The following is a 21,345-nucleotide window of genomic DNA, read 5'->3' on the forward strand; positions in this document are numbered from 1 at the left end:
GCCGAGAAGCGCGCGGCGCAGCAGCGCGCGCCCAGCAGGCCGAACGGCAGAAGGAGGCCGCGCAGGCCAAGCCCGACGCGCTCCGGTTCGCGCTCGCGCCCTAGCGGGCACAACAGAAAGGCCCGGGGGGTCCACCGAGATGTGGCCGGGCCTTTCGCTGCCCATGAGGACATGCGTTCATACTTTCACTGACGAATCGCCTGTCGACCCGTCACGCCGAGGGACGCCATTTCGCCTCACCGCCTGCCGGGTGTTCCCGATGGAGAGCAACTACCGCCAGTAGTTGTATTGCGGGCTGCAGATCTGGTTCGACTGCTGGTAGTTCTTGCACACCGTGATCCTGATGCGGTCGAAACCGCCGGGCACGTCGTAGGTCATAGTAAAGCTAAAACTCCTCTGGGTGCCGAACTTAGGGTTCGTGTCGTCGGCAAACCGCGTCTGGATCGCAACAGGCTTCGAATTGCCGCTGACCATTGCCTCGAAGATCGCGGTGGTGCCTCCGTCAAGATGATCGTAGACATCGCCAGCGAGCGTGGCCGACCGATTAAGCCAGGCAATGTCACCGGAGGTCCAGGCGGGCGAACCGTAACAATCGGGCCAGTAGTTGCTTGCGCAGACGTAGAAACTCACGTCCTGAGCGTATGCCGGCGCGCTCGGTCCAACAACGGTAGCTGCGGCCACAACGCCACATACTGCCACCCTATTTGCGAGTTTGCGGACATCCATGATCTCAACCTTTCTCTACGGACAATCCAAGGACGCTAGAACGCCATGGAGAAGGTTCCGCGCAGGCGCATTAACGCACCCGACAACGATGATTGCGGCCAGCAATCAGTCAATGAACTCCCCCATGATCAAGGCCAGATCCACACTGTAACGGAGCTGTGTGACATTTGGCAACGATCACTTGAAGTGACCGTTGAGCACACAAATTTTCCCTGTTTGCCGCCGACCGACTGTAGTGGAGCGGTCGACCTGAACCATGGCCCACCCGCAAAGCCGCCCGTCAACGATAAGTTGCGCTCCGCCGGTGATCCAGTTAGTCGCGCCGGACCCGGACGCCCTGGAGGACACCCTCAGTGCGGCCGTGATGCAGGACTGCAAGAGTCAGCCAAGCAGAGCCGTCACCGCCTCCATGTGCCCGATGGTGCCGGTCCGGAGCAAGCGGACCGCAAGCATCACTTGGCGTTGAACTGTCGCCGGCCTATTGACGCGTCCGGCGAAGCTGGCCAACTCGGGTGCTGAGCTGCGCAAACGCTAAGCGCTGATGGTCCTCGTTAGGTACTCTTGGTCCGCCTTTGACGGCCTGGGCCTGGTCCTCGCCGACTCCAGGCTCTCTCGCCCGTTCCGACCCCTCGCTTCTAAGGCGCTTCCGACGAGAGCCGTAGCGTCCGCGGACGTTCATCGGGCCCGGCCCAAAGACGAAATCCGTCCCTACTGGTCCGACCTCGGCCGCCACCGTTGATGTCAACGATGATGTCAGGTCACACAGCTGAAGTCGGCTCGCTTAGCCGAGGAGGGTGAGGACACCCGCTGTCCCCTTGCCAACGGTCGCACCTCGGGAGCGAACCCTGCTGGCTTGGCTCACCGTACTGGGCTGCCCGTCCTTCAGGCTGGACCTCGGGTGTAGCTCTGCACGTCGTCCTTATCCCCCAACCATCGCCAGCTCGGAACCGATGTCCCTGCCGGTGCTGCTCCACACGCTGCCGCTTCTGCCCGATGGTGCCAGCGTTGGTGTTGAGTAGATCCAGGCGGCCGGGAAGGCCACACCGTGACGGGGCAGCCGACAGCCAATAGGTGTGCTTGAATCTGATCTTCCAGCATGGTTGGAGAGTTCGTCCGCAAGCGCCACGCACCGCTGACAAGGAGACAAGTTGAAAAACGGCAAGCTCAGTGCCGCCGTAGCTGTCGCCACGCTCGCTGCCAGCATCGGCTTCTCAGCATCACCGGCCTACGCCTATCCGACGACCACTTTCGACTTCGCCCCTGCCTACGGCCCTGGAACTACAGCGGGCTCGGTCACCTGGTACAACCGGTCAGTCGCAATCCAAGGCTACGTCTACGACCACAACGCCCAAATCGTATCGCCGGACAGCACCACCGTCAGGTTCAACTTCTGGCAGGGCACGAAGGACTTAGGGACGTATCAAACCCGAACCGCATCGAACGAAACCACAAGCTTTAACTTCACCCAGGACGGCCCTGCTGGCGGGATCACCGTCATCAAGGTGTATCTCTGCTCGGTTCCCGTCTACCCCTGCACATACCAGGGCAACCTGGTCCGGCCCGCCTCCTGATGGCGGTCGATACCATCCGCTAACGACAGCTTCACGACCCCTTGGGTACGTGCGAGAACATAACCGAGGCCGCGGGGACACCGGGGCCTCGGTTACGTGCAACAGGCGTGAGAGTTCATCAAAGGGTGCCGGGCAGCTGCCGGAGTAACCCAGACTTCGGTCGCCAGCACCCGCCGAAGGGCCCGCATAGCATGATCTCATGCCGGATCACGACGAAGGGCGTCCGTCATCTGTGACGAACGCCCTCATCGTGAAGGCTGGAGCCGAGGGGACTCGAACCCCTGACCCCCACACTGCCAGGAGCGGGCGAGGCCGCGTCAGGGTTGCCGGGCGCTGCCCAACGAGTCCGGCCAGGTACGGGCATGTCCGTCAGGGTGCACCGCCTTGGCTACTCGCGTGGCTATTCCACGCTGCCTCGCCCGATCTGGTCAGCGGGACTGTGCGGCGCGGCGGTATGCCAGCAGGCCGGCGACGAGGCCGGCAAGGCCGAGCAGGATGCCGGCGATGCCGTAGACGTTCCCGTTGTTGGAATCGTCGCTGCTGGTGTCGGCGGTGTCGGCTACGGCGACGGGAGCGGCGGCGGCCGTGGCAGAGCCCGCCTTCGTCAGCTTCAGCACCGGGGCCCCGTTGCTGTCAGCGTTGCTGTCAACCGGCCGTTTCGCGGCGGCCACCGCCGCGAAGTGCCTGGTGGAATTGGAGCCCCGGCCGGGATCGAACCGGCGACATCTCGCTTACAAGCTCTGTGCGGGTTAGCGTGAGGCGCCCGGGCCTCCTGGCTGATGAAGTAATCGCCCAGGGCCCGAGCGTGCATCGCGGCCCGAGCGTGCATCGCTGCATTCTCGCCGTCCTCGATGCAGCCCGATCCGGTGATCGCTCGGCGTTTCCCCTGCATGATCCGGTCAAGTGGGAACGCTGTACGGGTGGAGCAGCGATCGGGACGACCGGCGCTGGGACGCCTGCTGTCCGTCGGGCGTGCCCTGTGGTCGCTAGCCGTCGGTGTTGTCGCCGGGGCGGCCACCGCGCTGGTCGGGGCGCCGGAGTTGACGCCGCTGGTGATCTGGACGATCGCGGCGGGCACGATCCTCGTCTGGGTGTGGCGGGCTTGCTGGTCGGCGAGCCCGGAGCGCACCGAGGAGCTTGCCGAGGCGGAGCGACACTCCCGTTCCACCGACACCGCGATCCTGATCGCGTCCGTGATCAGCCTCGCCGCCGTGGCCGAGGCGCTTGTTCGCGGTTCGAACCAACACGACATGGTGGCTGTCACGCTGGTGATCCTCAGCGTCGTCGCGGTGGTTCTGGCGTGGGCGCTGGTTAACACTGTCTTCGCGTTCAAGTACGCCCGGCTGTACTACCGCGAGGACGACGGCGGCTTTGACTTCAAGCGGGCAGAGCCGCCCGCGTACGCCGACTTCGCGTACGTCGCCTTCACGGTTGGTATGTCCTTCGCCCCGGGCGAGAACGAACCGACCAGCAACCGCATGCGCAGGGTCGCGCTCGGGCACGCGCTGCTCTCGTACGCCTTCGGAACCGGCGTCCTGGCCGTCGCCGTCAATCTGGTCACCAACCTGGGCCAGTCATGACCCCCGTTCGCCGGCTGCGACTTCAGGAAGCAGGGCGAGAGGGTGGAGATGCTAGGCGAAGCCGAAGCCGCGGAGGGGACGGAGTTGAGGATTCCGGAAGGGCCGACGGTACCTGGTTGGATCGCCACTGCGCCCCTGGGCGACGGGCCACGTGGCCTTGTAGAACGGATGGGAGCGCAGGATCATGGTCGCCGCAGGAGCGTTGTGCAGGTGTGCGTCGCTACCCGCTGGCTGCTCGCGCCGCTGTACCACGCGTCCCGGGGCCCCGCCGTCGCGGTGCTGCTCCTCGCGGCGCTGTACGTCGCAATCCGCGCGTACCGCGGCGGCGGGACACCACATCGGCCGGCGGGTCGTCGTGGTGCCGCGATCCGTTGGCCAGCCGGTGGTTCGTGGCAATGGAGTGGGTTGCAGATGCGTCCTGCTGCCGCTTCCCGTCGCCGCGAGAGAAGTGACGTCGGCTTCTCTGTGCGGGCATGCCTTACAGGCAGGCGGCGTCTGGAACGTGGTCATCCCGGGTGGGCGCAGGCGGCGATCAGGTTGACTGACCCGAGAATGATGCCAAGCCGGACAGCGCCAAGCCGATGATCCAGACGTTTCCGCCCCTCACGGCGGGCTCACGCACAGCGGCGGGGTTGATTGTCTCACCGACCAGCATCTTGATCAACTTTGCTGGCGGCAACGGCCGGCTACCTCCCTTGATTCCCATGCTGTTCGGCCTCGACGCCGCGCACAGCAGGGCCCAAGCGCACCCGGACTCCTGGATCAGCAGGCTGGCAGGAGGTGGCGGGAAGCATCCGAAGCGGCGCGAGATCCGGTTGGCGGGGATACCCGCCGGGTGGGGGCTCCAGGGCGGGCTGATCCTCCCGGCCTGGAGCCCCCACCCGGGTCAGGCTGTCGCCATCTGGCGGACGTGTTTGCCCTCGGCGAACTCCTCGACCATCTTGGCGCAGAAGGCCGGAAGGTCGCTGGGGCTGCGGCTGGTGACCAGGCCGTTGTCGACCTGCACCTGTTGGTCCACCCAGTTCCCGCCCGCGTTGCGGATGTCGGTGCGTAGGCTGGGGAACGAAGTGACGGTCCGGCCGTTGACCATCCCGGTTTCGACCAACGACCAGGGGCCGTGGCAGATCGCTGCCACCGGCTTCTGTTGCTGGAAGAACGCCCGGACGAAATCCATCGCCTGCGGGTTCATCCGGAGCCGGTCGGGGTTGACCGTCCCGCCCGGCAGCAGCAGGGCGTCGTAGTCGGCCGCATTGGCCTCGTTGACGGTCCGGTCCACCCGATAGCGGTTCGCCGGGTTGATGTCCTGGTTCATTGACTGGATCTCGCCGGAATTCAATGAGATCAGGTGCACCTCCGCCCCCGCCTGCTCCGCGGCGGCCCGGGACTGGGTGTACTCCACGTCCTCCACCCCGTCGGCGGCGAGACAAGCGACTCGCTTCCCGGTCAGTGGCTGTTGGCTCTGCGCCATTTCCGCGGCCTTCCCCTTTGCGGCGCCGCCCCGTCGGCGGCGCATCGTTCGCTCGCGGTCGCCTTCCCGGTGCGGGCACCGGGAAACAGTCCATCGAACGCCGCTCGGGGACGGACAATCCACCCATATGCCCGCCGCTCAGACAGTGCCTGCGCGGGAAAAGGCCACGCTACGAGAGCGTGCTGCCGGTCGCAGCGGGTAACGCACGCAACCCATTGGTACTCAGGCTCCGGAAAGGGCCGCCATGACTCTCGCTGCTGCCGCGATCGAGCTACCGTCCGGCCAGACCATGCCTGTGCTCGGCCAGGGAACGTGGTACCTGGGCGAGCGCCCCGGAAGGCGGCGGGACGAGATAGCCGCGCTACGCGCCGGGCTGGACCTCGGATTGACCATGATCGACACCGCGGAGATGTACGGTGACGGCGCCTCCGAGGAACTCGTCGGCGAGGCGATCACCGGACGGCGCGCCGACGTCTTTCTGGTCGACAAGGTGCTGCCGTCCAACGCCAGCCGACGAGGAACCGTGCAGGCCTGCCGCCGCAGCCTGCAACGACTCGGCGTCGACCACATCGACCTCTACCTCCTGCACTGGCGCGGTCCGCATCCACTCGCGGAGACGATCGAGGCGTTCGCCGAACTCGTCGACGCCGGTGACATCGGGCAGTGGGGCGTGAGCAACTTCGATCTTTCCGACATGACGGACCTACTCGAGGCGGGCGGGAACTCCTGCGCGACCAACCAGATCCTGTACAACCTCACCCGCCGCGGTCCCGAGTACGACCTGCTGCCGTGGCTACGCGAGCACCGAATCCCGGTGATGGCGTACTCGCCGATCGAGCAGGGCCGACTGCTCGGCCACCCCCAGATCTCGGAGGTCGCCGCCCGACACGGAGCCACGCCCGCCCAGGTTGCGCTGGCCTGGCTACTGCGGCAGGAGAGGATCGCGGCCATCCCCCGATCATCCAATCCCGAGCACACCCGAGAGAACGCGGAAGCGCAAGAGCTGTATCTGGCTGAAGAGGACGTGGCGGCACTCGACACGGCGTTCCCGCCGCCGGCCGGCCCGCAACCGCTGGAGATGTTGTAGCGTCACCGACCGTTTCGGCGGACGGCGCCTGGTAGATCGAGCGGCGCCATCCGCCCGACGGTGGAGGGCGGTGGCCGCCGGGCCGACGGTGACGGTCATTGCCGTCGGTCGGTCAGCCTTCGGGCCGACCGACCGACGCGAGCTTGTACGCGGCGGAGTACTGGCCCGCACCTCGGTAGGTAGCGGCGCCTCTGCCGTTACCGCCGGCGCTTTCTGGCCGGTCCGCGCGCCCGAGCTAGGTGCCGACCCGGCGGGGCTCGAGCTGTCCCGTCCCCGGCCCGGTCAACTGCCAGAACTCCTGCGGCAACTGGTCGACAACGTCCCCGTACTCCTTCGCGCTCGCCGACTCACGAAGGGTATCCAGCACGGCCTGTGCTCCGTCGGTGGCCACCTGGCGATCCACCCCGGCCCGTGACTGCACCCGTTCGAGGAATTCGGCAAGCCCGAACCGTTCTGGATCTTCGGTGGGCCTGTACACCAGGCCTCGTAGCTCCTCAGGGAGCTGAGAGGCGAGGTCCCTCGCCTGGCCACCAGTGATCCGTTCTGCCAACGTCTCGAGCGCGGCGCGGGTGATTGGTTCCGCCTGCCCCGGCGGAACCTTCGGTCTCGCTGCCACGGACTGGATGAACTCGGTGTAGTCCACCTCGGATCCCCTCTCGAACCGGATTGCGGCGGGTACCCGCGCCCGCCAAGGGTGAAACGGCGGTCTGCCCTCCCTCAGCCACGGGGTGACCGAGGGCGATGGGTGATCCTGCGAGTCACCCGAAACTGGTACAGGCCCGCGCTGGTGACGGCGTAGAAGGCGGGCAGCAGGAGGAAGATGACGAGGCCGACCAGGGGCGTCACCAGGTAGCCGAGCACCCCCGCGAGGACGTACAGGACGACCCCGGCGAGGGCCCGCAACCGCTCGACGTGGAAGAACTGGTCCCTGACCTGCTCCTTCAGCAGGTCGGGGTGCCGGGCCAGGTAGTGGTAGAACGCCAGCCAAGCCGCGCACAGCGACGCGCCGATCAGCGCGTAGAAGGCGATGGCCACCCGTTGGTCCGCGTTGTCGTGCTCCTGCAGGGCGTGCGACACGACGATGGTCGGAAACGGCAGCAGCGCCGTGGTGAACAGCACGAGCAGGTTCATCCAGTGCAGGCCGCGGTCGCTCTGCTGGATGCGGTTGAATGCCGCCTTGTGGTTGAGCCAGACGACGGCCACGTACGAGTAGGACGCGAGATACGCGATGTATGACGGCCACTGGCTGAGCAGTCCGGACAGGAGGCGGCCGGGCGGGACGTCCGGCACCCGGAGGTCCAGGACCAGCAGCGTGATGATGATGGCGAAGATTGCGTCGCTGAACGCCACGGCACGGCTGGTGTCCGACCTCGTGCCGAGGTCCGTTTCTGGCCCGCTCACCTAGCACGCCTACCCAGTGGCGTCCGCGGAAAACAGCCCGCCACCGCCGCCCTAGATGCGAATCAATAGTGCGCATCATGACTTAGGCGGCGTAGCGGAGGGCCACAATCTCGGTGCCAGGAGTTCTTGGCATCTCGGAGAAGCCGGCATCACGGGGGCACGAATGAAGGCTGTCGTCTACGACGGACCGAAGACGGTGCGCGTGAAGGAGGTGCCGGACGCCCGGACAGAGCGGCCGACGGACGCTCTCGTCCGGATCACCACGACCAACATCCGCGGCTCTACAACCGCCAGCTGATGAAGCTGCTGCGCCCCGACGGTCGCCGCTGACTCGGTGCGTGAATCCCGCGGTTGCGGGAAGCCAGCGCCGGGCCGACATCGGAGCCGTCATCGGTGGGATTGAGATGGGGATGAGATGGGTCGGAAGAGCACAACAATGGGTGTCCGGTCGGTGACCGACGCCCTGGGCATCGAGCGGGAAACTCCTGACCGCCGATCACAAGGCACAGCCCGGGTGCTGGGCTGGGTCAGTCTCGGCCTCGGCGCGGCCGCCATCGCCGCCACGCCGAGGCTCAGCCGGCTGTGCGGCGTCGACGACTCCCGGATGGCGCGGACCGTGTTGCGGGCCGCCGGGGTACGCGAGTTGGGCCACGCCGCCGCACTGCTGATCCCCCGCCGGGCCGGGTGGGGGACATGGACGCGGGTCGCCGGGGACATCATGGACCTGGCGGCCTGCGGCCGGGCCATGAGCCACCGCAAGGGGGAACGACGGCGGCGCCTGATGTACACCACCGGCGCGCTCGCCGGGATCACCGTCGTCGACCTCTACACGGCGCTACGGACGACGCGAGGCCGCCCGATGACAGGGTGCAACCGGGCACATGGCGCGGTGACGATCAACCGAAACATCGAGGATGCGTACCGGTTCTGGCACGACTTTGAGAACCTGCCTCGCTTCATGTACCACCTCCAGTCGGTGCGGATGACCGGGGTCCGGCAGTCGCACTGGACGGCGAAGGCTCCGGCCGGGCGGAGCGTGGAGTGGGACGCGGAGGTCGTCGAGGACCGGCCCAACGAGTTGATCAGGTGGCGCTCGACCGGGGGCGCGACCGTGCCGAACTCCGGATGTGTGCGCTTCATGCGCGCGGCCGGCGGCCACGGCACGGAGGTGCGGGTCGAGCTCGAGTACTCGGTGCCGGGGGGCAAGCCCGGGGCGTTGGTCGCCAAGGTCTTCGGCGAGGACCCCCAGCAGCAGGTCTGCGACGACCTGCGGCGTTTCAAGCAGATGATCGAGACGGGTGAGATCGTGCGCTCGGACGGAAGCCCGCAGGGGACCAGCATGCAGCAGCAGGCGAAGCAGCGGCCGGCGCGGCCGCTGGCGACGGCGCGGGTCGGTTGAGGAGGAGATCGATGAGAGCCAACTGCTGGGTCGCCCCGAACAAGGTCGCCGTCGAAGACGTTTCCGACCCGCAGATCCTCAGTCCTCGAGACGCCGTGGTGCGCGTGAGCTCGGCGGCGATCTGCGGCTCGGACCTGCACCTGCTCGACGGCTTCATCCCGGCCATGAAGAGGGGCGACATCCTCGGGCACGAATTCATGGGCGAGATCGTGGATCTCGGCCCCGGCGTACGGGACGGGCTGAGCATCGGCGACCGCGTGGTGGTCGGATTCCCGATCGCCTGCGGCAACTGCATGTCCTGTCAACGGGGCCTGTACTCGGTCTGCGAGAACTCCAACCCGAATGCGGCGATAGCCGAGGTGGCGATGGGCCACTCGCCGGCCGGCATCTTCGGCTACTCCCATCTGATGGGTGGATACGCGGGGGGCCAGGCGCAGTACGTGCGGGTGCCCTTCGCCGATGTCGGTGCCCTGAAGATTGAGGACGACCTGCCGGACGAGAAGGTGCTGTTCCTGTCCGACGTCCTGCCGACCGGGTACATGGCCGCCGAGATGTGCGACATCAAACGCGGGGACATCGTCGCCATCTGGGGTGCCGGGCCGGTCGGCCAGTTCGCCGCCGTCAGCGCGTACCTGCTCGGGGCGGAACGGGTCATCGTCATCGACCGGTTCCCTTACCGGCTGCAGATGGCGCGGACGAAGGCGGGCGCGGAGACGATCAACTACGAGGAGACCGACGTCATGGATGCGCTGCGCGACATGACGGCCGGCCGCGGGCCGGACGCCTGCATCGACGCGGTCGGCATGGAGGGGCATCACCCGTCCGCTGCGCTGCACGCCTACGACCGGGCCAAGCAGGCGATGAAGGTGGAGACGGACCGCCCACACGCGCTCCGGGAGGCGGTGCTGAGCTGCCGTAACGGCGGGACCGTCTCGGTGATCGGCGCGTACGGCGGGTTCATCGACAAGTTCCCGATGGGGTCGTTCATGAACCGCTCCCTGACGATGCGGTCGGGACAGGCGCACGTACAGCGCTACATGCGGCCGCTGCTGGAACGCATCCGCAAGGGCGAGATCGACCCGAGCTTCATCATCACCCACACGATGCAACTGGACGATGCTCCCCGCGGCTACGACATCTTCAAGAACAAGCAGGAGGACTGCGTCAAGGTGGTGCTCAAGGCGTAGTGGTTCGCCTCGTCGTCGCCTCCGGATCACTCTGCCCGGGGGCGACGACGATATGCATTCGCGTGCGGTGTGAGCGGCTGCCGGCCGCGTGGCTGCCCCAGCACTACGCGGAAGTGTGGTTTCGGCCGGAGACGCGACCTCCGTCTGCGCCGCATACGTAGGGTCGGTGACTGATCCGTTTCGCCCGTAGCGGGGTAAGCATGGCCAACCAGACAAGCGCCGAGCTTCGCCAGGACCATCAGCCCGCGATCCTGGCGCCGGCGGGGCTCGGCGACCCGCTGCGAGCTCTGCGGAGCAACAAGCTGATCAAGCTGTGGGGCACCACCGATGCCAAGCAGATTCGGCCTGCTCTACCTCATCTCGTCGTTCTTTTTCATCGTCGCCGGGATCGAGGCGCTGCATCCGCTACGTGCGCGATCATCGCCCGCAGTGGCTGCCCCGCACCCGCAGCGAGTACAAACCGTGAGCGCTCTCAGCGCCCTTACCGGTTGTCGGTCAGCGCGGGTCCGGCGGCGGGCAGCAGGTGCCGCGCCTCCGGCGCGCCCTCGACGAGCTTCTTGACCCGTACTTCGGCCCGCATGTCGGCGCCGGTCAGCCGCCCGCCGTGCTGGCGCAGGTGCTCGTCCAGGACGGCACCAGGTACACCTCGGAGATGTGATTGCGGCACTCGCCCTCACGAAACAGCTCCCAGCGCATCGCCCCGGCAGGCAGCCGGGTACCGGCACGTACGGGTCCTTGCTCACCCCCCGCAGCTCGGGCAGCGGCCAAATCTGGGACGTCACTGCCGCGACCAGCATCGGCGGCCGCGAAGAAGGCACCGACCAGTCCGACGGCGTCGGTGACAGACCCAGGCGAAAACGTCGAACGCTGCCGATCCCCTGGATCGCCTGATTGACGGCCAACCCCCGGCCCACACGGCCATGAACAACCTGGTGGCGCAGCTCGGCCTTCCCCGACGGCCGTGGTACGCCGGTCATCCGGGACAGCCTGTCGCCGATCTCGACAACGTGACGACCCACGCAGGCGTCACCAGCGCGACCGGCATGATCGTCATGGCCAGCAACGACGACACCGATCGGTACTGGCACGCCGACCTGTCGTTGGGATCGTCGTGAGCACGGACACGGGTGGGAGCGGCTGCTCCCCTGCTCGCCTGCTCGGCCCTTGCTCTCAGGCGCAGCTGATCCGCCGTCTCCTCGACCGTACCCCCAGGACGGTTTGACGCGTCGGCACACGGGTACACCGCGACCCGGTCCGAGGGGGTGGGCCGAGGATCGGAGCCGCATACCGATGGTGGGCTCCATCCGGTCCGCATGCTAGGCGAGGCCCGAGGAGCGCGGGATGGCCGAACCGGAGAGCCGGGACACGGGCGCACGGGGGTCCCCCGCGCAACCGCGCGAGCAGGTCGATCGGCAGCGCGACGCCGAGGAGGGCGCCCAAGTCGCCGCTCGGGGCCAGAACCTCGGTCCTGCCGACGCCTCGACGGATGCTGACCGCGGCAAACGCCCGTCCGTCTCGCAGCGTAGTGAGCACGGCCTACCCCAGCCAGCTGGCGGGCACAGCAGCAAGACGATGTCAGATCCGGACGTCGTCCTCCAGCTCCCGCAGGTCAAGGTCGAACAGATCTACGTCGAGGTCGACAACCTGGACGCCTCCGTCTCACTGCGAGCCCGGCTGGGTAGCCTGCTCCAGCTCGACGTGGGCGTCCAGGCGCACCTCGGCACGGTGAAGATCGACATTAGGGGCGTTGAGGCCGACGCCATGCTCGAGGTTCGGCTCGAGGAACTCCGCGGCATTCTCGACAGCGCCCTCCGCACCATCGAGCGCAACCCTGAGATCATCGAGTCGTTGGTGAAGACCGTGGATACTGCCGTGAACCAGGTCGGGCAGACAGCTCAGCAGGTGCTCGGGCCGCAGGGGCCGCTAGCGCAGACGCTCGACCACGTCGGGCAGACGGCACAGGAGGCGCTGGGGCCCGATGGACCGCTGTCGCAGACGCTGCAGCAGACTACCCAGCAGGTCGGTCAACAGCTCGGGCAGACCACCCAGCAACTGGCTCAGAACCGCGCGGCGGGGGCTGGCGGCGGCGGGGGTCTGGGCGGCGTGCTGGGCGGATCTCCGGCCCGAGCGGCGTGGCAACGGATGATGAAGGTGGTCAACAGCAGCCAGCCACTGAGGCAGGTCACGGGATGGCTGGTAGGACCGCAGGGCCAACAGCGGCAGAGCTGATCGACGCCGCGCCGTCGCGCCGAATGCTAAATATGGTCACGGTCTTCGCCCGGTGGCGCAGAGCTGGCTCAACCCGACGTCCATCTACAGCGGTATGCTCGCGGCCTGGGTCTGCGCCTACCTGACTGCGGTGTTCCTCGTGCACCATGCCCGGCGGGCCGGCGCCACCGATCTGGTCGCCCTGCTCCGCCGCCGCGCCCTCGCCAGCGGCGTGGTGGTCGGCGCCGGGGTCCTGGCAGGCCTGGCCGTGGTCGCCGCCGACGCACCCGATCTCTTCGCCGACCTGCTTGGGCCCGCGCTGCCGCTGGTGCTGCTGACCCTGGCGCACAACGCCGTCGTCGCCCGCCTGGCCGTCGCCGACGTCCCGGACGAGGGCACAACCCGAGCTTCCGTCCACCTCCGTAGCAACTAGCACACGCATCGACCCGACCCTGCGCACTCACATGCTGATGAGAGTGTGGCTATCCGTCCAGCCGGCCCCGCGGCATCCCTTGCGGGGCGTCGGGTTGCCCAGCCCGTCGGGTACGGCCCCGGTATGCGCCGGCGCTTGTGAGGTGTACGAGGCCCGGGGTTGGGTAGCCCGCGAACCGCGTGTGTCATCAGAGGGGGTGGCAATGGGCGGCGAGCGGATTCCGGGTTCCTTCACGGAGCAGACGGCGCGGGTCGGCGACGTCACGATCAACTATGTTCGGGGCGGTCGGGGCAGCACCCTGGTCCTGCTGCACGGCTATCCCCAGACGTGGTACATGTGGCGCAAGGTTCTGCCGGAGCTCGCCAAGCACTACACAGTCATCGCGCCTGACCTTCGGGGAGCCGGCGGCAGCGACGCCCCGGCAGGAGGCTACGACAAGAAGACTCTCGCCGGCGACGTGTACGGCCTGCTCACCCAACTCGGCCTTGATCGCGACGTCAGCATGATCGGGCACGACATTGGGACCATGGTCGCGTACGCGTATGCCGCCGCTCACCGCGATCACGTGCGCAAGCTCGTGCTCACGGAAGCGCCGATCCCCGACCAGAGCCTGTACCAGTTCCCCTCACTGACCCCGAAGGGACCGGGCTTCTGGAACTTCGGATTCTTCAGCCTCCCCAACGGCCTGCCAGAACAGATCGTGGACGGTCGCGAGGCCCTATGGGTGGATCGGTTCACCGATTCGATGAAGGTCCAGAAGACCGCCATCGGCGATGACGATGTCCGCGAGTACGCCCGGTACCTGCAAGACGAGGCTCATCTGCGGGCTAGCTTCGACTACTTCCGTGCACTGCCCCAAGATGTCGCCGACAACGCCGAGTACGGCAAGACGAAGCTGACCATGCCGGTTCTCGCACTCGGCGCCCGAGTCAGCCTCGGGGAGGCGGTACCGACCCAGGTCGCGCAGTACGCCACGACGGTAACCGGTGGCGTCATCGAGGGCTCTGGTCACTGGATCTTCGAGGAACAGCCGGCCGAGCTCACCGCACAGCTCATGCAATTTCTCGAACAGCCCCTGAGTCGAACATAGCCCGCGATGATGCCCGTGGGGCATCCGCTTCTGCCGCCGACCGCGCGCGTTGGGTGCCGCCCTGTCGTGACCGATGAGCGGGTGTTTGGCGGTACGGCGAGGCGGCGCAAGATCTGGCAGGCTCCTCGTCATGCCCCCCGATGGACAGCCGTGATGCCGACCAAGCCGTGGCCGAGATGGTCCGGGTACTCACACCCGCACGAGTCCGCGCACTAGCGACGCCCGGCCGGCAAGCTCGAACTCGGCGACCTCGTGACGGCCCTGCGGGACGCCGAACCTAAGACAAGCTGGAGGTCTACCGCAGCCTCGGGCTGAACCTGACCTACAACCCGGAAACACAAACGGTGCGGGCAAGTGTAGATCTTGCCACGCACCGTTGGATTTCGCTGGTGTCCGAGGGGCGACACGAGCCAATGCCCCACCGCCGATGACCATCGGCGAGACGTTGAAGCTCACGCAAGTTTAGTCGCCTTGGTCTTTTCGGACTCGCCGAAGAGGCACCGAGCAAGAAGCGCCGCTCAGACGGTTGCCGGTTGGGATTCGAGCCTCGGCTCCCGGGATACATGCAGGCGCCACCACGACGGCGGGCACCCACAGCCGTCGCCGTGTTCAGGCTACGAAGCCATTCGCCCTGTCCGATCTGCGCCCGCGGGGCCATGCCGGTCCGGCACCATCGCGGCAGGGGGCCGGGTCGATCGTCCCGGCGCGGGTGTCCCACTCCCGATGCCGGCAACCGTTGCGGGAGGTCACCCGCTGATCGCTGCGCTGCCCCCAGGCGGCGCCGCAAATCACGGGCAAGTCTCACACCACTCCAGTGGACGCAACCGTGCTTTTCCGACCCAGCTGTCCTCGCTTCAATCCGGCGGCGGTCGCCCTACCTGCCGGCCCGGGGCCCGGCTTCCCGAAATCGCGGCGTTCACGGATGCGGGACCGACGGCCGCATTCGGAGCAGCAGCCCGGGGTGTGGAGCCGGCCCGAGCGGGAAAGTCACATCCGCTCTTGTGCGACGACGACTGGAGGGACATGGCTGCCAGAAACCTGATGGTGACCGGTGGCACCAGCGGTCTCGGGCTGGCGGTGGCCCATCTGCTCGTGCACGAGCACCGGGTCACCGTCTTCAGCGACCGGCCGGACGAGGTTGTCGCGGTGATCAATGACCTGGGTTGTGCCGCGCCGTCTGCGATGTCTCCTCCTATGAGCAGGTGCGGGACGGATTCGCAAGCGTGGTCGACATGTGCGGCACCATCGACGGGGTGGCCGCCTGCGCCTCGGTGTGGGCGGGCGGCGACCTGGAGAGCCTCAGCCCGGAGCGCATCCGGCGGGAGGTGGAGGTCAACGCGCTCGGCACGACGTACGTGCTCAAGGAGGCCCTGCACCACCTGCACCGGCAGGGCTACGGCAACGTGGTGTACACCGGCGCGATGGCGGTGACCCGGCATCTCGGTCTACAGCGCCACCAAGAGCTACGGCACGAGCCTCGTCGAGTCGCTGGCCGAGGCGCAGCACAGCAACCGGATCAAGGTGATGCAGCTGCATCCTGGGCCGATGCCCACCCGGCTGCAGGAGCGGGTCGGAGACGAGTTCCTGGACGAGGTCTACGCGCAGCCGGAGGAGGTAGCCGGGGAGGTCGTACGGCTGCTTCTGCTCGCCCCCGACGACCTCTACGTCTCCGGTGAGCGCGTGCTGCGCGCGGACAGGCGGTGGTGACGCCCGGAGGCATCCCCGCCGAGGTTCCCGTCTCGGCGTGGTCGCCGCTGCGGACGGCGGTCTACCGCACTTCTGGCTGACCCTGCTCGCCGCCAACATCGGCACCTGGATGCAGACGGTCGGCGCACAGTACGTCATGACGTGGGCGAGGAGCGCAGCGGGATGACGGTCGAGACCACGCCGGTCGCCGCCTGATGCGCGCGGCGTTGATCATGCTGGCCACGCTGGCGGTGGCCGTGCTGCTGGACATCGGCACACGCAGGCTCGTTCGTCGCGTCGACCACGGTCGCTACCGGTGGGTCCTGGGACCACTGCGGAAGGCCTGCCGCCGTCCGACGGCCGCCGTGCTGCTCCTCACCGGGCTGTACCTCGCACTGCCGCCGCGACCGACCGGATGGCTCGGCGACGTCCGACAGGCCATCGGGCTGTTGCTCATCGGCAGCGTCGCCTGGCTGGTGATCAAGGCACTGCACGTCGCCGAGGGCGTCACCTTCAGCCGGCTGCCGCCGGAGGTGGTCGCGGACCGCCGGATCCGGCGGGCCCGAACCCAGATCCGCCCCGTCCGACGCTTCACCGCGGTAGTGGTCACGATCGTGGCCATCGGCCTGATCATGACCACCTTCCCGCCCATCCGCGCGTTCGGGATCTCCGTCCTGGGCTCGGCCGGCGTCGTCGGCGCGCTCATCGGCCTGTCCGCCCGGACCGCTCTGGGCAACGCGTTCGCCGGTATTCAGGTCGCCTTCTCGGACGGTCTGCACGTCGGCGACGTGGTGGTCATCGAGGGCGAGTGGGGCCGGGTCGAAGAGGTCAAGCTGACCAACGTGGTCGTCCGGCTGTGGGACGACCGGATGCTCATCCTGCCGACGATGTACTTCACCGAGCGCCCGTTCCAGAACTGGTCCCGGCACGAGGCGCGGGTGGTCGGCAAGGTCCAGATCCACGTGGACCACACCGCCGACCTCGAGGACCTGCGCACGGAGGCGCAACGGCTGGTCGAGTCCTCACCGCTGTGGGACCGGAGCCGGTGGGTTCTGCAGATGGTCGACGCCACCGCATCGAGCGTCGTGATCGAGGTGCAGGCCACAGCCGCCGACGGGGCCAGCGCCTGGGACCTCCGCTGCGACCTCCGCGAGGGCCTGATCCGCTACATCCGCGACAACCACCCGCAGTGGCTCCCCCGCACCCGCAGCGAGTACAAACCCTGACCCCTGCCGGGGCTGACGACACGCAGGAGATCTGCGGGGGCGTCCAGATGACGCCACCCCACTTCTCGTGCCTAACCGATCACCGTCACGGTGCCGGCCTCACAGCGGGCGGGCCAGCCGGTCGGCAAGGATGCCGGTGAACCGGGACGGGTCGGCCAGCTCCCCACCCTCGGCGAGCAGTTACGAGTCCGATCTGCGGTGACCGAACATCCCTGGCGACAGCCGCTCGGGGGCTGACGATGCGGCTGGCGGTTCCCGCGGCCGTCATGGCCTGTCAGCCAAGTCCGCGGCGGCGGGGGCGAGCAGGTGTGGCTGACCGGTCATGGCGACCAGCGCGGCGGCGACAGAGGGCAGGTCGGCCGTGATGTAGGTGGTGGTTCGCGGCCGACCCATGTTCACTGCGGGTGCAGCCGGGCGCCAACGCCTGGCTGGGATGTGCGCTGACCAGCGTCGACCCGCCCGTTCGGGTTCTTGGCGACATGCCAGGTTATGCCGCGAGGGCGGCGCCGGTTGCGGTAAGTGTGGAGGAGGAGGTGTCCGATGACGCTGCCGTACGCGACCTTGCCGGGCGACCTCGACCACCTGATCGCCGACGAGCACGTGGTGGCGAACCGCCTCTTCGAGCACCTCGAGGCCGGACGCGGTGACCGGCGCATGCTGGTCGACCAGGTGAGTTACGGCCGTGCCCTGCACGCCCACGCCGAGGAGGAGGTGTTGTATCCGGCGCTGGCCGAGATCGGCGCCGCCGCGGACGCCGAGGAGGGGCGGGACGAGCACCAGGCCCTCAAGAGGCTGCTCGTCCTGCTTGACCATGCGGATCCCGGCAGCCACAAATTCGAGCGGGCGCTGAACAAGCTGATCGGCGGTGTCCGGCACCACATCGAGAAGGAGGAACGGGAGTTCCTGCCGGCGCTGCGTCGGGCGGTGGGCGCGGAGGAGATGGGTCGGCTCGGCGAGCGGTACCTCGCCGCCAAGCGGTCGGCCCCGGCCCGCTCGCATCCCACCGTCCCGCCCACCGGACGCCGTCGCAGGCTCATGCACGTGGCCGCCGGGTTCATGGACGCCGCCGGGTTCATGGACAAGGTACGCGACCGGGTATCCGGCCGCAGCAACGTCCTGTCGACCGACGCCTCCTGGCTGCTCGACACCCAGGCGCAGCGGATCCTCGACACCTGGTCCCGACTGGTACTGGCCCCGTACGAGCTCCTCACCGTCGAGCAGGCCCGCCAGCAGCCGAGCCTCGCCGACGCGGCGATGGAGATCCTGCAGCAGGACGGGCGGCCGACGGACCCCGAGGAAGTCGGATCGGCAGCGGACGTTACCGTGCCCGGCCCGGGTGGTGATCTGGTCGTACGCGTCTACAAGCCGCTCGGCCAGACCCCCGATCCGGTGCCCGTGGTGATGTGGGTGCACGGTGGCGGTTGGATCCTGTTCACGAACGACGACTATGACGCGTCCTGCCGTGCCCTGGTCAACCGGACGGGCGCGATCGTGGTGTCGCCGGAGTATCGCAAGGCTCCCGAGCACGTGTTCCCGGCCGCCCACGAGGACGTGCTGGCCACCTACCGGTGGCTCCGGACCAACGCCACCGGGTTCGGCGGCGACCCGTCACGCCTCGCCATCGGTGGCGAGGGCGTCGGGGCGAACATGGCGGCCGCGACCTGCGGTCAGCTCAAGCAGGCAGGTGAGCCACTGCCCGTGGCGCAGGTGCTCGTCTGCCCGCTGACCACCACCGCCCAGTACGGCGCGTCCATGCGGGACGCCGCAGACGCCCGGCCGCTGAATCGTCCACTGCTGTCCTGGATGATGATGCACGCCTTCCATGGCGTGACCGACAGCTTGAAAGACCCCAGGGTCGATCTGCTCCCGCTCTCCGCGCAGGGCCTCGCCGGTCTGCCGCCAACACTGATCGTCACCACCGACCGCGACGTGCTGCAGAGCCAAGGCGACGAGTGGTGCGCCCGCTTGGAGGCCGCCGGCGTGCGGGCCACGTCGGTCCGTTACGGGGGAGTGATGCACGACTTCTTCGGCCTTGCCGCGGTGCTGGACAAGGCCGCGCACGCCCAAGAGGAGGTCGCTCTGCACCTGCGCCAGGCGTTCGGGGAGGCCCGCGCCGCACATCCGTTGGATGGTGCGCCAATGCGAGGGGCCAAGGTCATCGGGTGACGCGGGCTGCCATGTCGCGGATTAGGCCCTGTTTGGCCCGACGACCGCATCCGACGGCAGGTCCCCGACTGCGATCCGCTGGCGGGAGAATGGCGGGCCATGCCGTTTTGGCACCCTACAACGGCGGACACCATCCCCAGGCGAGACTCAGCTCGCCGTGCGGGAGGCCAACGACGCTATCCGACGCGGTTTGCCCGCTCCGCGCTGCGCCGTCAGAGGCGGCGGAGGTCTATCGCGTCGGCCATGGCCCGCGTCCCGGCGTCGTTCGGGTGCAGGGCGTCGCCGCAGTCGTACGCTGGAGAGAGGCCCGGCCTCCCCCGGTCGGTGACGGCCCGGTCGAGGTCGATCACGCCGTCGTACTCGCCGCTGGCACGGATCCACCTGTTGACCGAGAGCCGCGTCTCCTCGACCGGTTCGTAGATGCTGCCCACCACCGGGGTGAGAGTCGCGCCGAGGATGGTGATCCCGCGGGCGCGGGCGGCGCGGATCAGAGTGCGGTATCCGGCGATGAGGTCGTCCCGGGTCACCACGGGCGACGGACCGCAGCCGAAGTCCGGAAGGCCGCTGGTGGCGAGGTCGTTGAGGCCGACCTCAATGATCACCGTACGTACGCCGGGCTGGTCGAGCACGTCGCGCCGGAATCGGGCGAGCAGGCTCTCGCCGTAGCAGGTCGAACTGCCGACGAGCTTGTTGCCGCTGATCCCGACGTTCGCCACGCCCACCGGCCTCCCCGCGGCGTTAAGCCGCTCGGCCAACTGGTCCGGGTAGCGGTTGTCCGCGCCGGGCGTGGAGCCGTACCCGTCGGTGATGGAGTCACCCACGGTCACCACCGTGCCCCGGGCCGGGTGGGCCCCGCCGGTGACGTCGAGCCCCGCCAGGTAGTACCAGGAGTCGCTGACCTCCCCGGCGAACGCGCCGTCACCCGGGTCGTACCGGTGGTCGCCGATGGCGCGGTAGGTGGTGGTCAGACCCTCCTGATGGAAGGTGGCGGGACCGGTCGCGGCGGCGAAGTAGAGCGTGACGGTCAGCCGCTCCAGCGCCCTGGTGGGCAGCGCCACAGCGTCGGAGGCGGCGTCCCGTCCAGGCGGGACGGTGACACCGGCGGAGTGGTGGAAGGTGAGCCGGTGGAGGGTGCCGGGAAGGACCTGTGCGCCGGACCGGGTCCTGCCGACGGTGGCCCCGGTGACCCGCAGCGGTGTGGTGCCGTAGCGGTTGGACAGCCTGATCCGCAGGTGGCTGCCCCCCACGCTGAGCCGGACCACCTGCCGTACCGACTGGTCCCGGAACCCGTCGATGGACCAGTTCGGCCCGTCCCACTCGTTGCCCGCCACGGGATGCTGCGGGGCGCTCGCCCAGCCGGTGGACCAGGGAGCGGGAGCGTGCTGGGCGGCCGCCGTCGGGGCGGCCGGGGCGGCGCCGGTCAGGCCGACCGTCAGCAGTGCGGCGCCCAGCGCCAGTTGACGAAGCTTTCCGTACATCGTGGTCCGTCCTTTCACGGTCCTTTACCTGCCCGCCGGCTGGTAGCGCAGGATGACGACACCGGAGTCGAGCACGGTCTGTCCGGCCAGGCGCAAGTTGCCCGTGCCACCGTCGCGGAAGAGCAGGTCGCCGTTCTCCGCCCGTCCCTGCCCCACCAGGACCGGGTGCACCCAGAACCGCAGCTCGTCGATCAGACCGTTGTTCAACAGGGTGCGGGCGAGCTGGCCGAAGCCGTACATCAGAATGTCCTTGCCGGGCTGCCGCTTGAGTTCCCCGACCTCCTTGACCACGTCCCCCGCAAGGATGGTGGAGTTGTGCCAGTCGGCCCGCTGCAGCGTCGTCGAGACGACGTACTTCGGCAGGCTGTTCATCCGGTCGGCGAAGCCGGCCTCGTCGCGCGGCATATTCGGCCACGCCTGCGCGAACCCCTCATACGTCTCCCGGCCCAGCAGCAGGGCATCACTGTCGAACAACTGCTCCAAGGCGTACCGCTGCCCCTCCTCGGTCATGTACGAGAGCATCCACAGGTGCGGGTTCGCGATCACCCCGTCGAGGGAGACGTAGGTCGAGGCGACCACCTTGCGGCCCGAGGTGTTGTTCATGCTTGCAGTCCTTCCGCTCATGCCGGCCGATCCTCG

Annotated in this window: 20 protein-coding genes and 2 pseudogenes; 13 read left to right on the forward strand and 9 right to left on the reverse strand. The window is 68.1% G+C overall.

Annotated features, from left to right (window positions below):
* Positions 1–270 precede the first annotated feature (270 nt).
* Positions 271–630 (reverse strand): hypothetical protein, encoded by a 360-nt coding sequence (locus ACQP12_RS21905; protein WP_433281571.1) that lies wholly within the window; start codon positions 628–630, stop codon positions 271–273.
* 1,244 nt (positions 631–1,874) lie between these two features.
* Here ACQP12_RS21905 and ACQP12_RS21910 point away from each other — a divergent pair.
* The gene (locus ACQP12_RS21910; protein WP_433281573.1) at positions 1,875–2,297 is read left to right on the forward strand and encodes a hypothetical protein; all 423 of its coding nucleotides are present in this window, start codon (positions 1,875–1,877) and stop codon (positions 2,295–2,297) included.
* A 428-nt stretch (positions 2,298–2,725) separates the two neighbouring features.
* On the opposite strand, the gene ACQP12_RS21915 is transcribed toward ACQP12_RS21910, so the two are convergent.
* Entirely contained in the window at positions 2,726–2,914 is a 189-nt protein-coding gene (locus ACQP12_RS21915) for a hypothetical protein (RefSeq protein ID WP_433281575.1), read from the reverse strand.
* 303 nt (positions 2,915–3,217) lie between these two features.
* On the opposite strand from ACQP12_RS21915, the gene ACQP12_RS21920 reads away from it, so the two are divergent.
* Complete coding sequence (locus tag ACQP12_RS21920) at positions 3,218–3,877, forward strand: DUF1345 domain-containing protein (RefSeq protein WP_433281577.1); 660 nt, start codon at positions 3,218–3,220, stop codon at positions 3,875–3,877.
* An 886-nt stretch (positions 3,878–4,763) separates the two neighbouring features.
* Here ACQP12_RS21920 and ACQP12_RS21925 read toward each other — a convergent pair.
* A complete protein-coding gene (locus ACQP12_RS21925; RefSeq protein ID WP_357948380.1) occupies positions 4,764–5,345 on the reverse strand; it encodes a type 1 glutamine amidotransferase domain-containing protein in 582 nt (193 codons plus the stop codon).
* Positions 5,346–5,634: 289 nt separating this feature from the next.
* Between ACQP12_RS21925 and ACQP12_RS21930 the strand changes: the two genes are divergently transcribed.
* Positions 5,635–6,432: an aldo/keto reductase gene (locus ACQP12_RS21930; protein WP_433281579.1), complete on the forward strand. Its 798-nt coding sequence runs from the start codon at positions 5,635–5,637 to the stop codon at positions 6,430–6,432.
* Between the two features lie 235 nt (positions 6,433–6,667).
* Here ACQP12_RS21930 and ACQP12_RS21935 read toward each other — a convergent pair whose 3' ends face one another.
* Together ACQP12_RS21935 and ACQP12_RS21940 are read right to left on the reverse strand one after the other, a co-directional pair.
* On the reverse strand, positions 6,668–7,075 hold the full coding sequence (locus ACQP12_RS21935; RefSeq protein WP_433281581.1) for a DUF2267 domain-containing protein: 408 nt from the start codon (positions 7,073–7,075) through the stop codon (positions 6,668–6,670).
* Between the two features lie 74 nt (positions 7,076–7,149).
* On the reverse strand, positions 7,150–7,833 hold the full coding sequence (locus ACQP12_RS21940) for a TMEM175 family protein (RefSeq protein WP_433281583.1): 684 nt from the start codon (positions 7,831–7,833) through the stop codon (positions 7,150–7,152).
* A gap of 451 nt (positions 7,834–8,284) precedes the next feature.
* Between ACQP12_RS21940 and ACQP12_RS21945 the strand changes: the two genes are divergently transcribed.
* Both ACQP12_RS21945 and ACQP12_RS21950 read left to right on the forward strand, forming a co-directional pair.
* On the forward strand, positions 8,285–9,232 hold the full coding sequence (locus ACQP12_RS21945) for an SRPBCC family protein (RefSeq protein ID WP_433281585.1): 948 nt from the start codon (positions 8,285–8,287) through the stop codon (positions 9,230–9,232).
* Positions 9,233–9,243: 11 nt separating this feature from the next.
* Positions 9,244–10,419, forward strand: a complete 1,176-nt coding sequence (locus ACQP12_RS21950) for a zinc-dependent alcohol dehydrogenase (protein ID WP_433281587.1) — start codon at positions 9,244–9,246, stop codon at positions 10,417–10,419.
* A 481-nt stretch (positions 10,420–10,900) separates the two neighbouring features.
* Here ACQP12_RS21950 and ACQP12_RS21955 read toward each other — a convergent pair whose 3' ends face one another.
* Positions 10,901–11,086, reverse strand: coding sequence for a hypothetical protein (locus ACQP12_RS21955; protein WP_433281589.1), 186 nt, complete (start codon positions 11,084–11,086; stop codon positions 10,901–10,903).
* 253 nt (positions 11,087–11,339) lie between these two features.
* On the opposite strand from ACQP12_RS21955, the gene ACQP12_RS21960 reads away from it, so the two are divergent.
* The 4 genes from ACQP12_RS21960 (at position 11,340) to ACQP12_RS21975 (ending at position 14,150) form a co-directional block, all read left to right on the forward strand.
* Entirely contained in the window at positions 11,340–11,534 is a 195-nt protein-coding gene (locus ACQP12_RS21960; protein WP_433281591.1) for a hypothetical protein, read from the forward strand.
* Positions 11,535–11,760: 226 nt separating this feature from the next.
* Complete coding sequence (locus ACQP12_RS21965; RefSeq protein WP_433281593.1) at positions 11,761–12,648, forward strand: hypothetical protein; 888 nt, start codon at positions 11,761–11,763, stop codon at positions 12,646–12,648.
* Positions 12,649–12,700: 52 nt separating this feature from the next.
* Positions 12,701–13,060 carry a hypothetical protein gene (locus tag ACQP12_RS21970; RefSeq protein ID WP_433281595.1) on the forward strand — a complete coding sequence of 120 codons (360 nt, stop codon included), beginning with the start codon at positions 12,701–12,703 and terminating at the stop codon, positions 13,058–13,060.
* 202 nt (positions 13,061–13,262) lie between these two features.
* Positions 13,263–14,150, forward strand: a complete 888-nt coding sequence (locus ACQP12_RS21975; protein WP_433281597.1) for an alpha/beta fold hydrolase — start codon at positions 13,263–13,265, stop codon at positions 14,148–14,150.
* A 684-nt stretch (positions 14,151–14,834) separates the two neighbouring features.
* On the opposite strand, the pseudogene ACQP12_RS21980 reads toward ACQP12_RS21975, so the two are convergent.
* Positions 14,835–14,939 (reverse strand): annotated as a pseudogene (locus tag ACQP12_RS21980) (transposase); the annotation flags it as partial.
* 374 nt (positions 14,940–15,313) lie between these two features.
* Here ACQP12_RS21980 and ACQP12_RS21985 point away from each other — a divergent pair.
* The 4 genes and pseudogenes from ACQP12_RS21985 to ACQP12_RS22000 form a co-directional block, all read left to right on the forward strand.
* Positions 15,314–15,574 (forward strand): annotated as a pseudogene (locus ACQP12_RS21985) (SDR family NAD(P)-dependent oxidoreductase); the annotation flags it as partial.
* A gap of 121 nt (positions 15,575–15,695) precedes the next feature.
* On the forward strand, positions 15,696–15,857 hold the full coding sequence (locus ACQP12_RS21990) for a hypothetical protein (RefSeq protein WP_433289581.1): 162 nt from the start codon (positions 15,696–15,698) through the stop codon (positions 15,855–15,857).
* 194 nt (positions 15,858–16,051) lie between these two features.
* Entirely contained in the window at positions 16,052–17,062 is a 1,011-nt protein-coding gene (locus ACQP12_RS21995) for a mechanosensitive ion channel family protein (protein ID WP_357948343.1), read from the forward strand.
* A gap of 540 nt (positions 17,063–17,602) precedes the next feature.
* Complete coding sequence (locus ACQP12_RS22000) at positions 17,603–19,228, forward strand: alpha/beta hydrolase fold domain-containing protein (protein WP_433281599.1); 1,626 nt, start codon at positions 17,603–17,605, stop codon at positions 19,226–19,228.
* A gap of 212 nt (positions 19,229–19,440) precedes the next feature.
* Here the strand turns inward: ACQP12_RS22000 and ACQP12_RS22005 are convergent, their stop codons facing one another.
* Complete coding sequence (locus ACQP12_RS22005) at positions 19,441–20,706, reverse strand: SGNH/GDSL hydrolase family protein (protein WP_433281601.1); 1,266 nt, start codon at positions 20,704–20,706, stop codon at positions 19,441–19,443.
* A 24-nt stretch (positions 20,707–20,730) separates the two neighbouring features.
* Positions 20,731–21,309 (reverse strand): dihydrofolate reductase family protein, encoded by a 579-nt coding sequence (locus ACQP12_RS22010; RefSeq protein ID WP_433281603.1) that lies wholly within the window; start codon positions 21,307–21,309, stop codon positions 20,731–20,733.
* Between the last annotated feature and the right edge of the window lie 36 nt (positions 21,310–21,345).

It is taken from the genome of Micromonospora sp. CA-244673 (genome assembly GCF_050948395.1).
GTDB lineage: Bacteria > Actinomycetota > Actinomycetes > Mycobacteriales > Micromonosporaceae > Micromonospora.